At 33.2% G+C, this 19,383-nt stretch carries 24 protein-coding genes; all 24 read right to left on the reverse strand.

Translation table 11 applies throughout. From position 1 onward, the window contains the following. Positions 1 to 35: 35 nt before the first annotated feature. A complete protein-coding gene (gene recN / locus NQ499_RS07315; RefSeq protein WP_006506659.1) occupies positions 36 to 1,679 on the reverse strand; it encodes a DNA repair protein RecN in 1,644 nt (547 codons plus the stop codon). Between the two features lie 6 nt (positions 1,680 to 1,685). Next, positions 1,686 to 2,495 carry a TlyA family RNA methyltransferase gene (locus tag NQ499_RS07320; RefSeq protein ID WP_006506660.1) on the reverse strand — a complete coding sequence of 270 codons (810 nt, stop codon included), beginning with the start codon at positions 2,493 to 2,495 and terminating at the stop codon, positions 1,686 to 1,688. Beyond that, positions 2,476 to 4,347 (reverse strand): 1-deoxy-D-xylulose-5-phosphate synthase, encoded by a 1,872-nt coding sequence (gene dxs, locus NQ499_RS07325; protein WP_006506661.1) that lies wholly within the window; start codon positions 4,345 to 4,347, stop codon positions 2,476 to 2,478. Before dxs ends, NQ499_RS07320 begins: the two co-directional genes overlap by 20 nt. Next, positions 4,348 to 5,196 (reverse strand): polyprenyl synthetase family protein, encoded by an 849-nt coding sequence (locus NQ499_RS07330; RefSeq protein WP_040390137.1) that lies wholly within the window; start codon positions 5,194 to 5,196, stop codon positions 4,348 to 4,350. Further along, on the reverse strand, positions 5,189 to 5,410 hold the full coding sequence (xseB, locus tag NQ499_RS07335) for an exodeoxyribonuclease VII small subunit (RefSeq protein ID WP_040390138.1): 222 nt from the start codon (positions 5,408 to 5,410) through the stop codon (positions 5,189 to 5,191). Before xseB ends, NQ499_RS07330 begins: the two co-directional genes overlap by 8 nt. A 9-nt stretch (positions 5,411 to 5,419) precedes the next feature. Beyond that, positions 5,420 to 6,742 (reverse strand): exodeoxyribonuclease VII large subunit, encoded by a 1,323-nt coding sequence (gene xseA, locus NQ499_RS07340; RefSeq protein WP_006506664.1) that lies wholly within the window; start codon positions 6,740 to 6,742, stop codon positions 5,420 to 5,422. After that, a complete protein-coding gene (nusB, locus tag NQ499_RS07345; RefSeq protein WP_055234356.1) occupies positions 6,742 to 7,146 on the reverse strand; it encodes a transcription antitermination factor NusB in 405 nt (134 codons plus the stop codon). Before nusB ends, xseA begins: the two co-directional genes overlap by 1 nt. A gap of 111 nt (positions 7,147 to 7,257) precedes the next feature. Then, positions 7,258 to 7,602: an Asp23/Gls24 family envelope stress response protein gene (locus tag NQ499_RS07350; protein WP_006506667.1), complete on the reverse strand. Its 345-nt coding sequence runs from the start codon at positions 7,600 to 7,602 to the stop codon at positions 7,258 to 7,260. A gap of 94 nt (positions 7,603 to 7,696) precedes the next feature. After that, a complete protein-coding gene (efp, locus tag NQ499_RS07355) occupies positions 7,697 to 8,254 on the reverse strand; it encodes an elongation factor P (RefSeq protein ID WP_006506668.1) in 558 nt (185 codons plus the stop codon). Positions 8,255 to 8,325: 71 nt separating this feature from the next. Then, positions 8,326 to 8,694 carry a hypothetical protein gene (locus NQ499_RS07360; RefSeq protein WP_006506669.1) on the reverse strand — a complete coding sequence of 123 codons (369 nt, stop codon included), beginning with the start codon at positions 8,692 to 8,694 and terminating at the stop codon, positions 8,326 to 8,328. Then, on the reverse strand, positions 8,681 to 8,992 hold the full coding sequence (locus NQ499_RS07365; RefSeq protein ID WP_040390139.1) for a competence type IV pilus minor pilin ComGF: 312 nt from the start codon (positions 8,990 to 8,992) through the stop codon (positions 8,681 to 8,683). The genes NQ499_RS07360 and NQ499_RS07365 overlap by 14 nt, the downstream gene beginning before the upstream one ends. A gap of 80 nt (positions 8,993 to 9,072) precedes the next feature. Then, positions 9,073 to 9,288, reverse strand: coding sequence for a hypothetical protein (locus tag NQ499_RS07370; RefSeq protein WP_006506671.1), 216 nt, complete (start codon positions 9,286 to 9,288; stop codon positions 9,073 to 9,075). Beyond that, complete coding sequence (gene comGD, locus NQ499_RS07375) at positions 9,278 to 9,670, reverse strand: competence type IV pilus minor pilin ComGD (RefSeq protein ID WP_006506672.1); 393 nt, start codon at positions 9,668 to 9,670, stop codon at positions 9,278 to 9,280. Before comGD ends, NQ499_RS07370 begins: the two co-directional genes overlap by 11 nt. After that, positions 9,663 to 9,968, reverse strand: a complete 306-nt coding sequence (gene comGC, locus NQ499_RS07380) for a competence type IV pilus major pilin ComGC (protein WP_006506673.1) — start codon at positions 9,966 to 9,968, stop codon at positions 9,663 to 9,665. The genes comGD and comGC overlap by 8 nt, the downstream gene beginning before the upstream one ends. Positions 9,969 to 9,976: 8 nt before the next feature. Next, positions 9,977 to 10,975, reverse strand: coding sequence for a type II secretion system F family protein (locus tag NQ499_RS07385; protein ID WP_006506674.1), 999 nt, complete (start codon positions 10,973 to 10,975; stop codon positions 9,977 to 9,979). After that, positions 10,965 to 11,954 (reverse strand): ATPase, T2SS/T4P/T4SS family, encoded by a 990-nt coding sequence (locus NQ499_RS07390; protein WP_006506675.1) that lies wholly within the window; start codon positions 11,952 to 11,954, stop codon positions 10,965 to 10,967. Before NQ499_RS07390 ends, NQ499_RS07385 begins: the two co-directional genes overlap by 11 nt. 75 nt (positions 11,955 to 12,029) lie before the next feature. Next, positions 12,030 to 12,896, reverse strand: a complete 867-nt coding sequence (locus NQ499_RS13685; protein ID WP_040390140.1) for a peptidylprolyl isomerase — start codon at positions 12,894 to 12,896, stop codon at positions 12,030 to 12,032. 233 nt (positions 12,897 to 13,129) lie between these two features. Further along, positions 13,130 to 13,741 carry an MBL fold metallo-hydrolase gene (locus NQ499_RS07400; RefSeq protein WP_006506677.1) on the reverse strand — a complete coding sequence of 204 codons (612 nt, stop codon included), beginning with the start codon at positions 13,739 to 13,741 and terminating at the stop codon, positions 13,130 to 13,132. Positions 13,742 to 13,776: 35 nt separating this feature from the next. Beyond that, complete coding sequence (gene rpmG, locus NQ499_RS07405; RefSeq protein WP_006506678.1) at positions 13,777 to 13,926, reverse strand: 50S ribosomal protein L33; 150 nt, start codon at positions 13,924 to 13,926, stop codon at positions 13,777 to 13,779. A gap of 68 nt (positions 13,927 to 13,994) precedes the next feature. Beyond that, the gene (locus NQ499_RS07410) at positions 13,995 to 16,067 is read right to left on the reverse strand and encodes a peptidoglycan D,D-transpeptidase FtsI family protein (RefSeq protein WP_006506679.1); all 2,073 of its coding nucleotides are present in this window, start codon (positions 16,065 to 16,067) and stop codon (positions 13,995 to 13,997) included. A gap of 110 nt (positions 16,068 to 16,177) precedes the next feature. Continuing rightward, positions 16,178 to 17,983, reverse strand: coding sequence for a translation elongation factor 4 (gene lepA / locus NQ499_RS07415; RefSeq protein ID WP_006506680.1), 1,806 nt, complete (start codon positions 17,981 to 17,983; stop codon positions 16,178 to 16,180). Between the two features lie 12 nt (positions 17,984 to 17,995). Beyond that, a complete protein-coding gene (locus NQ499_RS07420; RefSeq protein WP_006506681.1) occupies positions 17,996 to 18,349 on the reverse strand; it encodes a single-stranded DNA-binding protein in 354 nt (117 codons plus the stop codon). A 62-nt stretch (positions 18,350 to 18,411) separates the two neighbouring features. Then, the gene (gene acpS, locus NQ499_RS07425; protein ID WP_006506682.1) at positions 18,412 to 18,735 is read right to left on the reverse strand and encodes a holo-ACP synthase; all 324 of its coding nucleotides are present in this window, start codon (positions 18,733 to 18,735) and stop codon (positions 18,412 to 18,414) included. After that, a complete protein-coding gene (locus tag NQ499_RS07430) occupies positions 18,735 to 19,382 on the reverse strand; it encodes a hypothetical protein (protein WP_006506683.1) in 648 nt (215 codons plus the stop codon). The genes acpS and NQ499_RS07430 overlap by 1 nt, the downstream gene beginning before the upstream one ends. Position 19,383: the final 1 nt, after the last annotated feature.

Genomic DNA, 19,383 nt, shown 5'->3' on the forward strand with positions numbered 1-19,383 from the left:
CATCCTCCTGAAAAAAGAGCATATAAGTTATATGCTCATCCTTGTAATAGCCTTTTAGCATTTTCAATTGCTTCTGGAGTAATCACATCTCCTGAAAGCATCTTTGCAATTTCTTCTATTCTTTCATCTTCATTTAATACTGCAAGTGATGAATAAGTCTCTTCATCCTGTGTTTGTTTCTTGATTGCATAATGATAATCAGCATGAATAGCCACCTGTGGTAAATGAGTGATACATAATACCTGATTGTTTAAGGCTATAGAATGCATTTTCTGACCAATCGCATCCGCAACTTTACCGCTTACTCCAGTATCAATTTCATCAAATACAAGAGTATTGATATCTGTCTTAGACATTGTAATTGTCTTAATTGCAAGCATTAAACGAGATATTTCACCACCACTTGCAGTTTCATTTAATGGCGTAAATACCTGTCCTTTATTCATAGAAACCACAAATGTAATATCGTCTTTTCCCACATCATTAAGGTCGCATTCTTGAATATCCACCTTTAACTTTGCATTTGGTAAATACAGATCCTGTAATTCTTTTTCTAATGCATCAACAAATATAATTCCCTGTTCATTTCTTAATGCAGTCAGCTTTTCCGCAATCATATAAGCGTCCTGATAAGCATGCTCTTTCTGATTATTCAAATCTGCAAGAACATCTTCACGATTAAGTGAGGCATCTAGCTTTTCTTTTAAATCTGTCTGAGCCTGATAGATATCATCACATGAATAGCCATATTTTCTTTGTAGACGATGAATTGTGAATAGTTCTTCCTGTAATTCATTAAAGCGATACTCATCAAAATCAATTGAATCAAATGCTGTTTCAATACGATCTACAATATCCTGCATACTATAATATTCATTATAGAATTCATCGTATAATGAAGAAAATGTTTCATTATCACTCATATGACCAAGAGCACTTAATGCATCATTAATTCGACTTAATGCACCCTGACGCTCTGACATGGCTTCATTAAAAGCAGTCATATAGCCATGCATAGATTCATAATTCTTCATCATCGTGAGTTCATCTTCAAGACTATCAATGATTTCATCTGTGTACTCAAAATCTTTTAATTCATCATATTGCTTCTGATAATATTCTATTCTTTCATCACTTAAATCTTCCTGTTCAAGTTTCTTGATTTTCTGTGATATTTTCTTATATTCAAAGTAATGTTTTTGATATTCAGACAAAAGTGCATCATCCTGATGATTCATAAATGACTGCAATATCTTTAAATGATTTTTTACATTAAAGATTTCCTGCGTCTGATATTGAGAATGAATATCTAATAAGCAGGGCGCAATCTGCTTTAAAGCACTGTTTGTAACAGTACGATAATTGATTTTAATTGTTGAACGTCCATTATCCATTATTTCTTTTGTAATAATTAAATCATCATCAGCTTCTATATTGAGTTTATCCAAGATGAGACCAATATGATCATTCATATCAAACACACCTTCAATAACTGCTTTCTTAGCACCTTTTCTTACAAGTGAAGAAGATGCTCTTGCACCACATAGCTGTTCAAGTGCATTGATAATAATAGATTTACCTGCACCTGTTTCCCCAGTCAAGGCTGTCATGCCTTCTTCAAAGTCTACTTGTGTTTGATCAATAATGACAAAAGAAGAGATAAAAAGACTTTTCAACATTTAAAATCACCTGCTTTCATTAAAGTGTTTATGTGCTTCTGTGACAACATCATCAATACAATAATCGCTATTTTCTTGATGGTCGTTCACAAAATAGCCAAGGAATTCAATATTACCTTCCCCTCCAGTTATTGGAGAGAATGTCAATCCTTTTAAAGAAAAACCATTATCATTTGCATAGCCGATAACTTCTTTAATGACTCTTTTATGGACCTTGGAATCCTTTACAATACCATGTTTTCCAACATCATCTTTTCCCGCTTCAAACTGAGGCTTGATTAAAGAAACAATCACACCATCGGGTGCAATGACGTTCTTTAATGCATTGAACATATGTCTTAAAGAAATAAAAGAAACATCAATAGAGGCAAATGTAGGCATACCATATTTGAAATCTTCTAACTGTGCATAACGGAAATTATACTGCTCCATTACTTCTACACGTTCATCATTACGAAGTTTCCATACTAACTGATTCGTTCCTACATCAACTGCATAAACCTTTTGAGCACCATGCTGTAAGGCACAATCTGTAAAACCGCCCGTAGAAGATCCAATATCAATCATAATGACATCTGTAAGATCTAAATGATAAAGATCAATGGCTTTTTCAAGCTTTAAACCACCACGAGATACATATCTTAACTTTTCACCCTTAACAAAAAGTTTTGTATCAACCGGAATCTTTGTTCCTGGTTTATCAATATAATCATTTTCATCTCTTACAATGCCTGCCATAATAGCTCTTTGTGCCTGATTTCTAGACTCAAATAAGCCCTGCTGGACACATAAAATATCAATTCTTTCTTTTTTCATGTTCTATTTCCTCAATTTTATTTTTCAAATCATTCAACGAAATATGTTCCTGTTTATATAAGGACTCGTTATCTCCAAAAGTGACATAATGATCATCAATACCAATAAATGACATATCAACATTAACATGATTTTTTTCATAATATAAACTCATAATACTGCCTAAAGAACCATTCATAAGATCAGTTTCATAAACAATAATTGGTTTATCACTCATTCTTTCCAACATATCTTTATCTATTGGTTTGATGAATCTTGCATTAATAATATTAATAGGAAGATGATCCGTCTCAGCCATCTTTAAAACAGCTAGTACATTATCACCATAAGTAACAACATTTATAGCCGCATCTTCCATTTCTTTAATAATTTCCCATTGACCTACTTTTATAGTCTCATCAGTATGTTGATGTGTATCGATAACTTTGTTTTTTGAATAACGTATCACATATGGATGATCTTTATTCTGATATGCTGTATTAATCATTTTTTGTGCTTCTTCTTCATCTTTAGGTGACATAATAATAACACCTGGAATAGGTGCAATAAGACCAATATCAAAAACACCATGATGTGTTGCACCATCTCCACCTACTAAGCCTGCACGATCAATACCAATAAGACATGGAAGATTCATTCTAGCAATATCATGATTAAGCTGATCATATGCACGCTGAAAAAAAGAAGAATAAACACTTAAGAATGGGAATTCTTTTCCCTGAGAAAGACCTGCTGCAAGAGTCATTGCATGTTCTTCCGCAATACCAACATCGAATGAACGATCTGGATAATTTTTAAAGATTTTCTGTAAACAGCTGCCTGTAATCATGGCTGGAGTAATTACACATATATCATCATGCTTATTCATCAAGTATTCTACATGATCACTCACCGCTTGACTCCATGAATGTTTTTCTTTATCTAATACAGGCTGAATACCTTTAACTATATCAAAAGCTCCAACACTGTGATAAACACCTGAGCGATCCTTTTCTGCAGGCTCATAGCCTTTTCCCTTCTTTGTTAGAACATGGAGGACAACACTATGATCTAAGTTCTTTACTGTTTCTAAAGCACGTATCAACTCTTCTATATTATGCCCATCAACAGGACCTATATAATCTAAATCAAACTGAGAAAATGGTGTATCCAGTAAGATTTTTCTTTTTACTTTATCTTTTACTCGCTTTGTCACATCAAATATTTTCTGCCCAAAAGCAGTTTGTGAAAGTATTTCAGTATAATTACTTTTTGCCTGATTATACTTATATGACATTCTTACATCGGATAAGAAGTTTGATAAACCTCCTACATTGCGAGAAATAGACATATTGTTATCGTTCAATATAACAATGACCTTAGTATCAATTCCACCAAGAAAATTCAAGGCTTCTAGAGATTCACCACTCATTAATGCAGCATCTCCAATAATACTAATTACTTCAAAGTTTTCTTTTTTAAGATCACGCGCAATAGCTAAACCTGTCGCACCAGATATAGAAGTAGAAGAATGTCCTGCTTCCCAAGGATCATAAATGCTTTCATGACGATTCTGGAAGCCACACATTCCACCATATTTCTTTAGTTTATTAAACATAGGTGCACGACCAGTCAAGATTTTATGAACATAAGCCTGATGTCCCACATCAAAAAGGAATTTATCCTTTGGCGAATCAAATACATAATGAAGGGCAACAGTAAGTTCTACTATACCTAAATTACTGGAAAAGTGACCTCCCGTTTTAGAAATATTTTCGATTAGAAAATCCCTTATATCCTGTGATAACTGATTTAGTTCGTCAATATTCAATTGTTTCAAGAATCGAGGATTCTCAATCTTTTTAATTTCCATTTAATTCACTCTTTTCATAATAATCTGGAATAATTCAATCATCAATCCATGATTAAGTTGTAAACCATAAACATCAGCCAAACATTCTTCAAATAATTCTTCTACACGTTTTTGAGATGTTTCTAAACCAATCAATGATACATATGTAGACTTATGATTTGCAATATCACTGCCTACTTTCTTACCTAATGTTTCAGTTGTACTTGTTACATCTAAAATATCATCCTGAATCTGAAATGCAAGACCTAGTTTAAAGCCGATGTTTTCTAACTTATCAGCATCTTCTTTTTTTGCAATTAATCCTGCAATCTTCATAGGGACTGAAATAAGTGCACCTGTCTTATCGTGATGGATAGCCTGTAATTCATCAAGTGTTGCTGTATGTGTTTCAAAATACATATCCTGCTGCTGACCGTAAATCATACCACCTAGTCCAGAAGCATTATATAAATAACGTAGTACTTCCACTTTAAGTGCATCATCAAGATCCATTCTTATAATCACATTCATTGATTCATTTAATAAGGCATCACCTGCTAAAATCGCAGTTGCTTCATCAAATTGTTTGTGACATGTTGGTTTCCCACGTCTTAAATCATCGTTGTCCATTCCAGGAAGATCATCATGAATCAAAGAATATGTATGAATCATTTCAATAGCACATGCAATATCAAGATATTTATGATAATCGACACTATATGCACGTAATGTCTGAATAAATAAAAGAGGTCTTAATCTTTTACCACCTGCCATCACAGAATATGTCATGGCTTCCTTTACTAATCCTGGACGATATGAAGATAAGATTTCTTTTAATCTCGCATTTACTTCTTCAATAATATTATTCATCATCATCACCTAGATAATCTTTTAATTGATTTTCCTCAAATATTTTAGTTACTTCCTGATCAACATCTTTTAACTTCTGATCACAAAAAGCAGCAAGTGACACACCTTCCTTGTAAAGGTCAAGGCTTTCATCTAAAGATGCTTCATTGTTTTCTAATAAATCAATGATCTCATCAAGACGTGTCATTGCTTCTTCATATGTCTTTTCTGCCATCAATATCACCTACTTCACTATTGCTTCTTTTTCACCATCCACATAAACAAGTGTGACTGTTTCATTATGTGATAATTCTTTTACACTTTTAATGATATGATCATCTTTTTTAGAGATAATATAACCTCTCTGCATTGTTTTTAGAGGACTAAGTAAATCAAGTTTTTCAACTGAATAAATAAAAGAAGTCTTTTTATTTTTTAAATAATTTATAAACTGAGATTCCAGTAACTCTTGGTTATTACTAATACTTTTTCTCTCAATCAATTGTTTCTGTTTTATCAACGTATTGAGTTGAATTAGTTTTTTGTGCATTTCGTAACGAGATTGCTGTTTAATTCTGATTTTAAAGTTGTTTAGTTTTAATTGAATATTATCTAATTTCATGAACTTCGTTTCGAATATTCTAGAAGGATCAGTAAAAACATAAGAATGCTGATACTTTTCTAATTTCTGTCTTTCTAGATAAATAGTTTTTCTCATCACACTTGATAATCTAACTATTTTATTCTCAAGATGATTCAACAGATCTTTTTGTGAAGGAACTGCAGCTACTGCCGCGGCTGTAGGAGTAGGTGCACGTAAATCACTGACATAATCTACCAGCGTATAATCTGTTTCATGTCCTACACCAGTAATAATAGGTGTCTTCAAATCATAAATGCAACGTGCCAAAGCCTCTTCATTAAAGTTCCATAAATCTTCAATAGAACCGCCACCTCTTACAAGAAGAATTGTAGAGTAGCCCATCTCATCCACTTTTTTTAATGTATCAACAATCACCTGATAAGCATCTCTTCCTTGAACAGGAACTGGATAAATATCTCTTGCCACTAAAGGATAACGCTGATGAAGTGTACGTAACACATCCTGCAAAGCAGCTCCTTGTTTAGCTGAAAGAATAGCCAGACGTTCAGGCATAGATGGAATTTCTTTCTTATGTATAGCATTAAAGAGGCCTTCTCTTTCCAAGGCCTGCTTTAACTCATTAAAACGAAGATAGAGATTACCTAAGCCATCTTCCTGCATACTTCTGACATAAAGCTGATATCTTCCTGCTCTTTCAAATACAGAAACTTGCGCTGTAATAAATACCTTCATTCCATCTTTTAATCTAAACTTTAAATAACGTGCCTGTGACGCAAACATAATTGCACTAATTGATGATTCCGTTTGATCATCCTTTAGAGTAAAGTACATATGACCTGAAGGATGTGGACGATAATTAGATATCTCGCCACGAATATATACAGTCTGAAGCTGCATGTCATTATCTAGTTTTGCTTTAATATAGCGATTTAAAGCATGTACGCTTACGTATTGTCGTTCCATTATTCAATTGCAGTTAAAACACCATTAATGAATTTATAAGAATCTTCATCACAATACTGTTTTGCATTGATAACAGCTTCATTAATAACAATGCTCTTGTCTAATTCTGATTCTAGTAACTCACATGTTGCCACAAGAAGAATAGCCTGTTCCATCTTATTTAAACGTTCAAAAGACCATCCTTTTTTTAATTTAGTATTTAATAAAGCTTCATAAGAACCTTTGTTTTCCATAACTGTATCAATCAACCAGTAACAGAACTGTTCTGCTGATCTACCTTCAATTAATGCTTCATCAGCATGAACATATTCTTTAAGTTCTTCTTTAGATGCATCAACTGTTAACCATTGGTATACTGCAATTACTGCTTTTTCTCTAGCGATTTGTCTAATTGTTTTTTCCATTTTTAAAGGACCTCCATAATACTCACTTATTTTAACACATCGACTCTTTTTATAAAAGATTTTACATCTCTTTGCCTATTCAAAAAAAATAAAAGCAAGTCAGACTTGCTTTTAGAAATCAATAGCTTCTACTACAACATCAACACTCTTAACTGTTACAGCAGCCATTTCTTTAATTCCAGAAGCAATCTTCTTCTGTAATTCTTTTGTCTTGGCTGTAATGTTTGTACCATATTTAATACGAACATGAACTGTGATATAAACTTCATTATCTTTAATAGTGCAGTTCACAAGATTCTTTGTACCTGTAACAGAAAAACCTTTTGAAGTATCAAGCTTAATATCCTTATCTTCAGCAGCAACCTGCTTAGTAATAATATCAAAAACCTGAACACTCATCATAATATCGCCATTAATTGGGCTTCCCTTATATGTATAATATTCATTACGTGCCATAAAATTACCTCTTCTTTCTTTACCTTATATTCTATAAGAAAACAGGGATAATTACAAGTGTTGATATAATAACACCAATTAAAAAAGGAAGAGATTATGCTCTTCCTGTATATTTTCCTTCAACTGTATTAACAACAACAACTTCGCCTTCTTCAATAAATAGAGGCACTTTAATCTGATAACCTGTTTCAATAGTAGCAAACTTAGTTGCACCTGTTGCAGTATCACCTTTAACTGCTGCTTCAGTTTCAATAACCTTAAATGGTACATTGACTGGTAAAGCAACACCAAGGATTTCACCTTCATAGCTTGTTACTTCTACATTATCAGAAGGTTTCATGAAATTGATTTCCCATTCCAAACGATCTGCAGGAATTTCAACCTGGTCATATGTTTCATTATCCATAAATACTAACATACCACCATTGTCATATAAATACTGCATCTTGCTCTTTTCTACCTGAGCCTTCTTTACCTTTGCATTACTACCAAATGTCATTTCAGTAGTAGTTCCTGTTCTCATGTTCTTCATTTTAACACGAATGTTAGCTGCAGCACGTGCTGTCTTGTTGTGGCTATAATCTAAACAAACATATAGATTACCATCATATTCAAATGTTACTCCTGGTCTTAATTCAGTTGCATTAATCATAACTTTACTTCATCCTTTCTAATCGGACATCATTATAGCAAAATTCCTCTATAAAGTAAAGTATCCTTGCATTAATGCCCATATGTACACGCATGCATATCTAAACTATCCATATTTATTTTTGCCTGCATTGTATAATGATATGACTTCGTTGTGATCTCACAATCAATAATATAGTCAGTTCCATCATCATCTACATTATAACTAATTACACTATCTTCCATTTCAAAAGTATCCCCTAATAAAATATCCTGATCAATAGTAGAACGCCAATAACGCCTTAACAATATTTCTATACGCCTCTGCTGATTCATCATTTTTTGATAACGTGTTAATTCATATTGTCTTGTCATCAGCGTGCAATAGCTAAAGAGACTAGTAAATACTATGAGAAAAATGACTAATACTACCTGCAATACACTTCCTCTATTCTTCGACATAAGTTTCCTGCTTTCTATACAAATCACAAATCATATATGTATATTTCTGGTTTTTTCTTGTAACTGTCATATACATATAGGCATCCTTCTCAAAAAATAGTACATCATCTATATCGGTAATAAGGATTTCATAGCCAGGTGTCTTCACCAGTCTTCTTTTTTCAAAAATGATTGTATTTTCTTCACCCTTATCATCATAATAGCCAATATCTTCACTATATGTCTTGATTTTAGATACAAGAAGATAATCTGCAAGTTGTTTCGCACCTACTGCAATATCCTGATTGTTATTGACCACAGGCACTCTTAACAAGCGCACAAGAGAAGGGACATTCATCACAATCAGCAGACAAATAGATAAAGAAAACAGCATTTCAATTAGCGTAAAGCCCTTTTGAGTTTTGATTGGATATCATCTCCTTCTTCTGCAATCTTAAGTTCTTGTTGATTACAATAATCCTGATTATGTTTAAATTGCAGCTGTGCTTTATTTAAAACAGCCCAAGATCCTACAAAATAAACAACAACCATCAAATAAATGGATAAGGCAAACAGTGATTCAATAAGTGTATTTCCCTTTTGATTATGCAACATGATATGCTCCACTTCCTAACTGAAAAACAAATTTCTTGGTATGATGTGGTGTTTTTAATACAAGAGTTTTTGCAATCTTAATATGACCATGATCATTAAAAGTAAATGTATGATTCGTAAGAAAAGTATACCCTTGCTCTAAATTTAATGTCTTATTTTCCTTACCAATCAAGTCTACTCTATGATTAGATACAGACACCTTTACTGTATCTTTTTCCACTATAGCCATCGCCCTTGCTTCATCAAACATCGCTTTAATAAGCGCTATTTCTTCCTCTTCTTTAATCGTACGTGTATGAGGTGTCATACATAACAAGGACAAAAAGATAGTAATAGATAAAACAAACAACATTTCTATAACTGTAAATCCCTTTCTATACATATGCCTGTCCATTTGATATATAAATTGATTTTCCATTAGGACATGTTGCTTGTTTTTTAGTGAGATAAGGATTTGAACCAGATGTTAATTGAGAAATGCTGGTAGGCAGTTCATCATGTTCAATCTGATACAAGATAATTTGTGAATTAACAACTTCTACCTGTGCTTCACATCCCTTTCCTTTCACAACATCGTTCTTACTTGTTACATTAGGAATAACGAGTAATAAGATAACTAGAATAACAGAAATACAAAATATCATCTCTATAAGAGTAAAGCCTGCTTTATTATTTTTCATAGAACCTCCTAAATATCTCCAATAACATTCATCATCGGAATAATAACTGCGATATATATTGTGATGACGAAAAATGCGACAAAACCATAAACAATTGGGACAAAAAACTTTGTAAACTTATTAACAGCATATGTAATCTGTTCTTGAGAAATATCTAAATACCCTCTCATTGATCCTATTTGATCAGGATTCTTTAAAAACATCTTATACATAGAGACAAAGAGATGATCGAAATAAGGAAAACCATCTATAATATTTTCTAGCTGCTCACCTTCTTTTAAACGAATATAGATTTCATAAAGTACAATCTTAATATCACTTTGACTCATACTCTCATTCAACATTGTAATAATAGTATTAGAATCAATATGATCTTCTAGCAACTCGTTGAAATAGAGGCAGAACTTAAATGTGAAATATTTCTGAATATACTTCTTTAAGAAAGGTACTTTCAGATAACGTTCAATTATCCAGAACTTCTTTTTCTTTAAAGAGATAAGAAAATAAACACCGGATATAATTAATGCAGATAATAAACCAATAATCAAAATAGGAATTAGGCGAATAATAAAGAATAAAAGAGTGAAGCTTAAAGATGGATTCATCCCAAATGAACTGAACAAAGTAGTAACTTTAGGAAAGAGAATAAAAGTTGCAAACAAAGAGAAAAAGAGTAAAAATACAATCAAAATAAGAGGATATGTCATCTGGGCAACTAATTTCTTTTTCATTGAATATATTTCATTATATATTTTTAAGCTATTCTTAATCGCATCGGAAATGGTGGAACGCATAGAAAAGAAAGTAAAAAACTCAATGAATAAAGGTGGAAGATGAGGATCCAGCAATGCATCAGTCAAATTCTCTCCATCATATATTTTCTGCAATATTGTATCAATGCTTGGATGATCATTAATATCTTTACAGATAAGTAATGTTTCTTCTATCCCATAACCTTGTTCGAGAAGATTAGATAAGTTTTCAAGAAATAAAAGATCATTGTCCATTCAACTCATCCTTAAACAAATACTGATCACAGTGCTTTTCTTTAATAAGCATTAAAGCATTGTCTTTAAATGATGGATAATTAACTGTATGATCTACAAAATATTGTTTGATCTGTATCTTATTCATTATTTCAGGAAGTATGATAACTCTTCTATTCCTTCTATCATATTTAATGCGTTGTGTAACTACACCAATCAATACGTCCTCTAAATCCGTTTCATTAATCCCTAAATTCAACATTCTCTTTATTACCAGCAATGAGTTACTGGCATGAATAGTAGATAATACCAGATGCCCTGTTAAAGCACATGTAATCGCAAGTTTTGCGGTCTTTTCGTCTCTAATTTCACCGATCATGATTACATCTGGATCATGTCTTAAAATCTGTTTCAATGAATTATAATAATCAATACCTAAGCTTTCATTCATTTCTATTTGCAAACAATGTTCCTTCACTATTTCTATTGGATCCTCTAACGTAACAACATTTCTTCCTCCCATTTCAATAATCTTATCAAGTATGGCATATAAAGTGGTTGATTTACCTGAACCTGTAGCACCTGCCACCAAAAAGAGACCTGCCTTTTGATAACAGATTTCATTAAGAAAGAAAGTAAAGTCATCAATCTCTGATATCTCATTAATAGTGATATTCTCATGATTATTTAATATTCTTATGACTATACTTTCAAAATCCATTCCAGGTAAATAAGAAACACGAAGGAAATAAATATGTTCATTGATGTAGTAGTGAAAAGCACCTGTCTGAGGAACCATTTTATAATTCACATTAATGAAAGACTTATATTTCAGATAGTTCATGATCTTAGCACCTACTGCACTTTCATAATCCTGATAATGTTGTAACTCTCCAAACACTCTAAATTGAATACTCAAATGGTCCGTCAATTTGAAATGGATGTCTGTAGAATCTGCTTTAAGTGCTTTGAAAAAAATAGTTTCAAATAGTTCATCCATAAAATAACCTCCTACTATTACATACAAGATACAAAACCATTTTTCTCATAGAACTAAAAAAAGATTCAGTAAAATTTACTGAACCTTTGTACATATAATACTTTCGATAACTGGCTGATTCTTTTTTAGTACTGTTCCATTGCTGTCTTCTGTCTTTACATCATTACAGATCTTATCAACAATCTCCATTCCTGAATAAGCACATCCAAATGCTGCATATTCACCATCTAATGAAGGTGCATCTTCATGCATAATGAAGAATTGACTGCTGGCACTATCATTGGACTGACTTCTTGCCATTGAAATAACGCCTCTTGTATGCTTCAAAGGATTATCTACACCATTACTAGAAAATTCACCCTTAATAGTATCTTTAGAACCTCCAGTTCCATCTCCATTAGGATCTCCACCCTGAATCATAAATCCTTTAATAATACGATGGAATGTTAAGCCATTATAGAAACCATCATTGGCAAGTCCGACAAAATTGCTTACGGTAATAGGTGCTGTATTCGCATCAAGCTTTAATTTAATTGAACCATAATTTTTAATCTTGATTTCACAATCATAATAACCTGTTAATAAATCTTTTAACCCAGATACCTTGACCTTCTTAGTAGGATTCTTAATAGTAAGCCCTAGATCTTTAGCCTGTGATTTAGAATATCTAGCATTAATAGTAATTTCATCACCATTAGAGAGTGCACCATTTTCACCGTTTTCTAATGTATATTCTACATTGCTTACAAAATCTCTAATATTAGAATTGGTTTTACCATACTTTGTATTATTATCGACATAAACCTCTCCCTTACCATTATAGCCTTTGATTGTTACTTTGATATTACTTGTCAAGTCAATCGTTCCTCCAGGCTTAGAAGAACATCCTATAAGTGTAGAACCTATAGCTAAGGCAAGTATTAAACGTATTATCTTTTTCATTTCATAAACCTCCATTTCTCATTATAATTGAAAGCGCATTATTTTCATACATAAAAAATAAAAAAAGTCCTCTATTCAGGGGTTAGAGGACGGATTGAAATGGATAATGAGAATGTATAACTCCCATACATAAGGGAAAAACCAAATATAAGTGTTAAAATCCACTTCATTGCCATTATATACCTAAAATTATATATCTTTAGATTTTTGCACTAAACAGCAACTTTTTTTACTCAAAAGGATAAATACGGGTTATTTTTCTTTTCTAAAGAAATTTTGGATTGTGGACCATGTCCTGGATAGACATCAGCATCAAATGTAAATTGTTTTATTTTACTTAAAGACTGAATCATAGCCGACTGACTTCCTGTAGGAAAATCAATTCTTCCACAGCCGCCTCTAAATAATGTATCACCAGTAAATAATGCATTTTCCTGTTCATAATAATAAAGACAGCTTCCTTTTGCATGACCTGGCGTCTCATAAACTTTGAAGTTCATGCCTTCAAGTATAATTGTATCATCAATGATTTGTACATCTTCTACAATATACTTTTCCCCACCAATCATAACTGAGAGATTTTCATCCCAGTTAAGCATCATATCTTTAGTATCTTTCGTGGCATATACATCTGTATGATAATATGCTTTTAGTTCATTCACAGCACCAATATGATCAAAATGACCATGTGTCACAAGAATGCCTTTTACCTCTAAATGATCATTCTCTATTTCCTGCATAATATGATTTGCTTCATCTCCTGGATCAATAATCACACAGGTATGACCACAACTCACTATATAACAATTCTCCTGTAAAGGACCTACTACTAATCTTTTAATCATATAAATCCTCCTATAAAAAAAATAAGCCTTGAGGCTTATTTCTTTTCCTTATGAACAGTTTTCTTGTTACATCTTGGACAATACTTTTTAAATTCAACCCTTTCAGGATGACTCTTTTTATTCTTTGTGTTGATATAGTTTTCTTCACCACATTCTGTACACTTTAAGATAATATTATCTCTCATGAATTACACCTCCAAATAAGTTTGCTTCAATATATTATCATATAAATTTATAAATTACTAGTAATTTTTTAATTATTATAGCCATATTTTTCAAAATAGAGACTAAACGCTTTTTTTGCGATAGTAGGCGCATCATTAGAACCCTTTAATCTCTCTTCTAGAACAGCTACAACAACCTGTGGATCTTTACTTGGACCATAAGCAATAAACAAATGGTTAGGATGGTCGATATTACCTGTATGTGTATAGTCTTCGGCAGTACCTGATTTACCAGAAATATCATATGGGAATCCAGAAAATGAACCTGCAGCAGTACCATAAGTAACTACGGCTTTCATACCAGCCTGAATCTGATTAAACGCATCTTCATTACCTTCAGATACATCATCCACAACCTTCTTCTTATGCGTATTAAGAGTTACAATTTCACCGGACGTATCTGTCTTATACGAACTCTTATAAAGATGAGGCTGTACTTTAACACCTTTATTAGCCAATGTAGAAGCATATACAGCAAGTTGTAATGGTGTATACGTATCATACTGACCAATTGAGAAGTCAAGAAGCTTACCTGCTGTATCTTCTTCCTCACGAGGTCCAGTTGCCGCCTCATAAGGTAAATCAATACCCGTCTTGACACCTAATCCTAATTCACCCGCGGCATTTCTTAATTTAGTAAATGCATTCTTATTGATATGAATTGGTCGATCGTACTGATAATGACCACCAGCAAGTTTGATAATAATCTTCATCATATAAATGTTTGAAGAATAAGCCAGCGCCTGTACTTCATTAATATTACCGAAACCACTCTTGTTCCAAGAATGCTTTGCTTTTGTACCAGCAATCTTCAAACCTTCAGAAGTATCAGTTTCATAATGGTTCGCTTTAATAATGTTATTCTTGAAGCAGGCATAAATAACAGCCCCCTTCATAGTAGAACCAATACGATATGCACCCGTATAAGCTAGATAAGTCGCATCTTTCATTTCATAAGGTGTCTTCTCTTTATTAAATTCCTTACCAACCAAGGCAATCACATCACCTGTCTTAGGCTCCATCATAACACAATAAATATGCTGCTGATATCTTTCAGATGTATGACTATAAAGACATTGCTCAACCATCTGAGTCAATTGTGTCTGAATATCCCAGTCAAGGGTTAACTGAATGTTTTCACCACTGCTACCTTGTTTCTTTGTTTTGACAATAGGTGTACCATCACTCATATAGTTCAAAGTCATAACTGACTTATTCCCACTAAGAATATCTTCATATTGTCTTTCTAATCCAGACGTACCAACACGTGAGTCATTACTATAATCTAACGCAAGAAGTTCATCTTTTAAAGTTGCAGGAAGCCCCTGTTTCTTTGTAGTAACTTTACCAAGTGTACTCTTTAGCATAGACTCATCTGTATAAGCACGCTTCCAGTCACTTGTTACCTGAATACCTCTTAATAAATCATTATTTTCACCAATGATACTTGCTTCCTGATAACTGATATTCTCAAGAAGTACTGCAGAACCACTCTTACAATTCTTGATTGTATAATAGAGTTTATAATAACGGACATCATCATCAGTTAAATGTTTTTCCAATATTTTCTTTGTAATTCTTTTTAACTGTAAATTATAATACTCCGTATCTCCATCATCATTTGCAGCAAGAGCCTTCTTTTCAGATTCTGTAACGAGAGATTTTGCAAATTTCTTATCCTTCATAAGAAGGTAATCTTTTTTCTCTCTTTCAGTTACACTTGAAATATCAACATTACAATTCTTAGTGATAAAATTAACCATAGATTTAATTTCATCATCCTTAATTCCTCTAACCGCATAATAAGTTGCACATACAACATTTTCGTTATAAACAAGCTTATTATAATTTCTATCAACTATTTCACCACGTAATGCATCCACTTCAAATGTATTTGTGCTGTATTGTTCCAGCTTAGCTGAATAGAAATCAGACTTATTAATCTGCATATAGAACAATCTCAATGCAAATATTGTTGCTATCACAATAACAACGCCAATAATAATATAAAAACGACGTGCCACTACATTATCTAGCTGATTACGCTGCTGTTCCTGGGCTTCTTTTCGCCCTATAAACTTTATCGGTCTATTACTAAACAATCAAATCCCACCTTTTTTCTCTCATATTATATATGTATATTCCTATCATTTCAATTAATTAGAGAAAATCAAATGTGTGAAAAAATAAAGAAAGGCAGAAATCATTCTGCCTATTCATCATCCACAGATAAAATAGCCATGAATGCCTCCTGTGGAATTTCAACACTTCCCACAGCCTTCATACGCTTTTTACCTTCTTTCTGTTTTTCAAGAAGCTTCTTCTTACGTGAAATATCCCCACCATAACACTTTGCAAGGACATTCTTTCTAATTGCCTTAATATTAGTACGTGCGATAACACGTCCCTGAATAGCGGCCTGAACAGGAATTTCGAACTGTTGTCTTGGAATGATAGTCTTTAACTTCTCACAGATGATTCTTCCACGATCATATGCAAAATCCTTATGAACAATAGAAGATAACGCATCAACTACTTCTCCATTTAAGAGAATATCCATCTTAGTTAAGTTACTTGTACGATAACCATGTAACTCATAGTCAAATGATGCATAACCACGTGTACATGATTTTAATTTATCAAAGAAATCATAAACAATTTCTGATAGAGGAATATAGTAAATAACATTTCTTCTTGTATCATCAAGATATTCAATATCTACATATTCTCCACGCTTATTCTGACATAATTCCATAATAGGCCCAATAAATTCATCAGGTGTCATAATTGCAGCACGTACATAAGGTTCTTCTATACGTGTAATTGTTGTTGGATCTGGCAGTAAAGCTGGGTTATCTATTTCAATCATAGAACCATCACTTAAATAAACGTTATAGATTACAGATGGTGCTGTTGCAATCAGATCAAGGCCAAATTCTCTTTCTAGTCTTTCTTCTATAACATCCATATGTAATAAGCCAAGGAATCCACAACGGAAACCAAATCCTAAAGCCTGAGATGTTTCAGGTTCATAAACAAGTGAAGAGTCACTTAATGCAATCTTTTCAAGTGCTTCACGCAAATCTTTATATTTCGCATTGTCAATTGGATAAAGACCACAATAAACCATCGGATTCATACGACGATAACCTGGTAATGGCTCGGTTGCTTTATTTTCAAGAGTTGTAACTGTATCACCAACATGAACATCCGAAATAGACTTAATGCTTGCAGCAATCCATCCTACTTCACCTGTTACTAACTCATCTTTCTTCACTTCACGAGGTGTATGAACACCACATTCCACAACTTCATAATCTGCGTTGCTCGCCATAAAATGAATATGATCACCTACTCTGATCTTACCTTCCTTGACACAAACAAGAATAATAACGCCTCTATAAGCATCATAGAAAGAATCAAAGATTAAAGCTTGAGTCGGTGCATTAATATCACCACTAGGTGCTGGTACTTTATTAACAATTTCCTCTAATACCGCTTCAACATTTAAACCTGTCTTAGCTGAAATACGAGGTGCATCATCTGCCGGAAGACCAATTAATTCTTCCACTTCTGCAGCAACTCTATCTGGATCAGCGCTAGGTAGATCTATTTTATTAATAACAGGAAGAATTTCCAAATTGTTATCTAATGCAAGATAAACATTTGCAAGAGTCTGCGCTTCAACACCCTGAGCGGCATCTACTACTAAAATAGCGCCTTCACAAGCCGCAAGTGAACGTGAGACTTCATAAGAAAAGTCAACATGGCCCGGTGTATCTATAAGATGTAAAAGATAAGTTTTTCCATCTTTTGCTTTATATGTTAAAGAGACGGCATTTAACTTAATTGTAATACCACGCTCTCTTTCAAGTTCCATATCGTCAAGCAGCTGATCTTTCATATCACGATCTGCTACAGTACCAGTTAATTGTAAAATTCTATCGGCAAGAGTACTCTTACCATGGTCAATATGTGCAATAATTGAAAAGTTTCTAATAAGTGACTGATCAACCATAAATAAACCTCCTTATTTCTCAATAGTCAGCGGTTTTTGAAGTTCTTTGAGCTTCTCATCAAGAAGTTCGAAAGACTCTGCACGTACAGTCATGACACGATACCCTTTATATTTGGGCTTATCTTCAAGATTACTCAGTCTTCCTCTTATTGCAATGACACTGCCAGCATGACAAGTATCATTAATCATTTCCGCTAAACCTTTCCATAAGATAATAGGAATCAGATCATAATCCCTACATCCTTTTATTTCATCAAAAGGACGATACACCTGAAGGTGGATCAAAGCATCCTTTCGATAATTATTGATAATTTCATAATCAGGCATCTGAGCAATTCTGCCCACTAGAAATACATGATTATACATATAAAAATCACCTCCTCCAAAAGACTTGTTTTAAGAAGAAGGTGAATACGGGTTAAATAAAATTATTTCTTATATACAAAAGCGATAGCAATGCCACCATCATGTGCAATAGAAATGTCTGCATCCTCATCATTCAGATAAGGACTTCCGTCTTCATGATTCAAAATGACAATATCATGAAATGAAATACCACCGATGCCTAGATGGTTGGCTTTTAAATAAGCTTCCTTTGCCGCAAAGCGACCACCGAGATATTCTCTCTTACGTTTTTCAGTTGGAAATGATTGAAATATTTCATATTCTGCATCTGCTAAAATATGACGTACAAAACGTTCATTATCAACATCTAAACGAGAAAGCTCAACAATATCAACACCAATTCCCATTAATCTTCAAACTTCTTTTCATAAAGATTCATGAGTTCATCATAGCTCATATCATCATTGATTTCATCAATCAAAGAGTCTTCATTCTCCATGTCATGTTTGAACTTACCTGTTCTCTCTTCAACAATTTTGAGGTTTTCTTGTGATTCAAGTGTCAAAGTAGATAAATTCTTCAAGCGGTTTTCCACAGAATCAATGACTTCACCGCTTTCCTTCTTGACTGTCTTTTCTACTTTCTTTGCCTTTTTCACTACAGGTTTTTCTTCTTCAATTCCCTGAGCACCATAAAAAGGACTTAGTACAGGTACCACATCATCCTCACGTCTTTTTATTTTTTTCTTAATTAATGGCTTTTTTTGTGGTGCAGGATTGTTAGATTCCTGCACTCCGTTCATTGGAGAGATGATCTGACTCATGACATATTCTTGCTTTTTTGGCTTCTTAGGTTCTGCTGTTTTCTTAACAACGGGCGCCTTTTCTTCTACTTTCTTTTCTTCGACTTTCTTTTCTTCGCTATAAATCATAGGCTCACTGAATTTTTCTTTACGACGCTGTTCAATCACAGGATCCACATGAGGTGGTTCCTCTTTCTTTACAGTATCATCAAGATCCATATCCTTGCCCATAAACCAATCTGTAATTTTCATA

This window comes from Catenibacterium mitsuokai, assembly GCF_025148785.1.
GTDB lineage: Bacteria > Bacillota_I > Bacilli_A > Erysipelotrichales > Coprobacillaceae > Catenibacterium > Catenibacterium mitsuoka.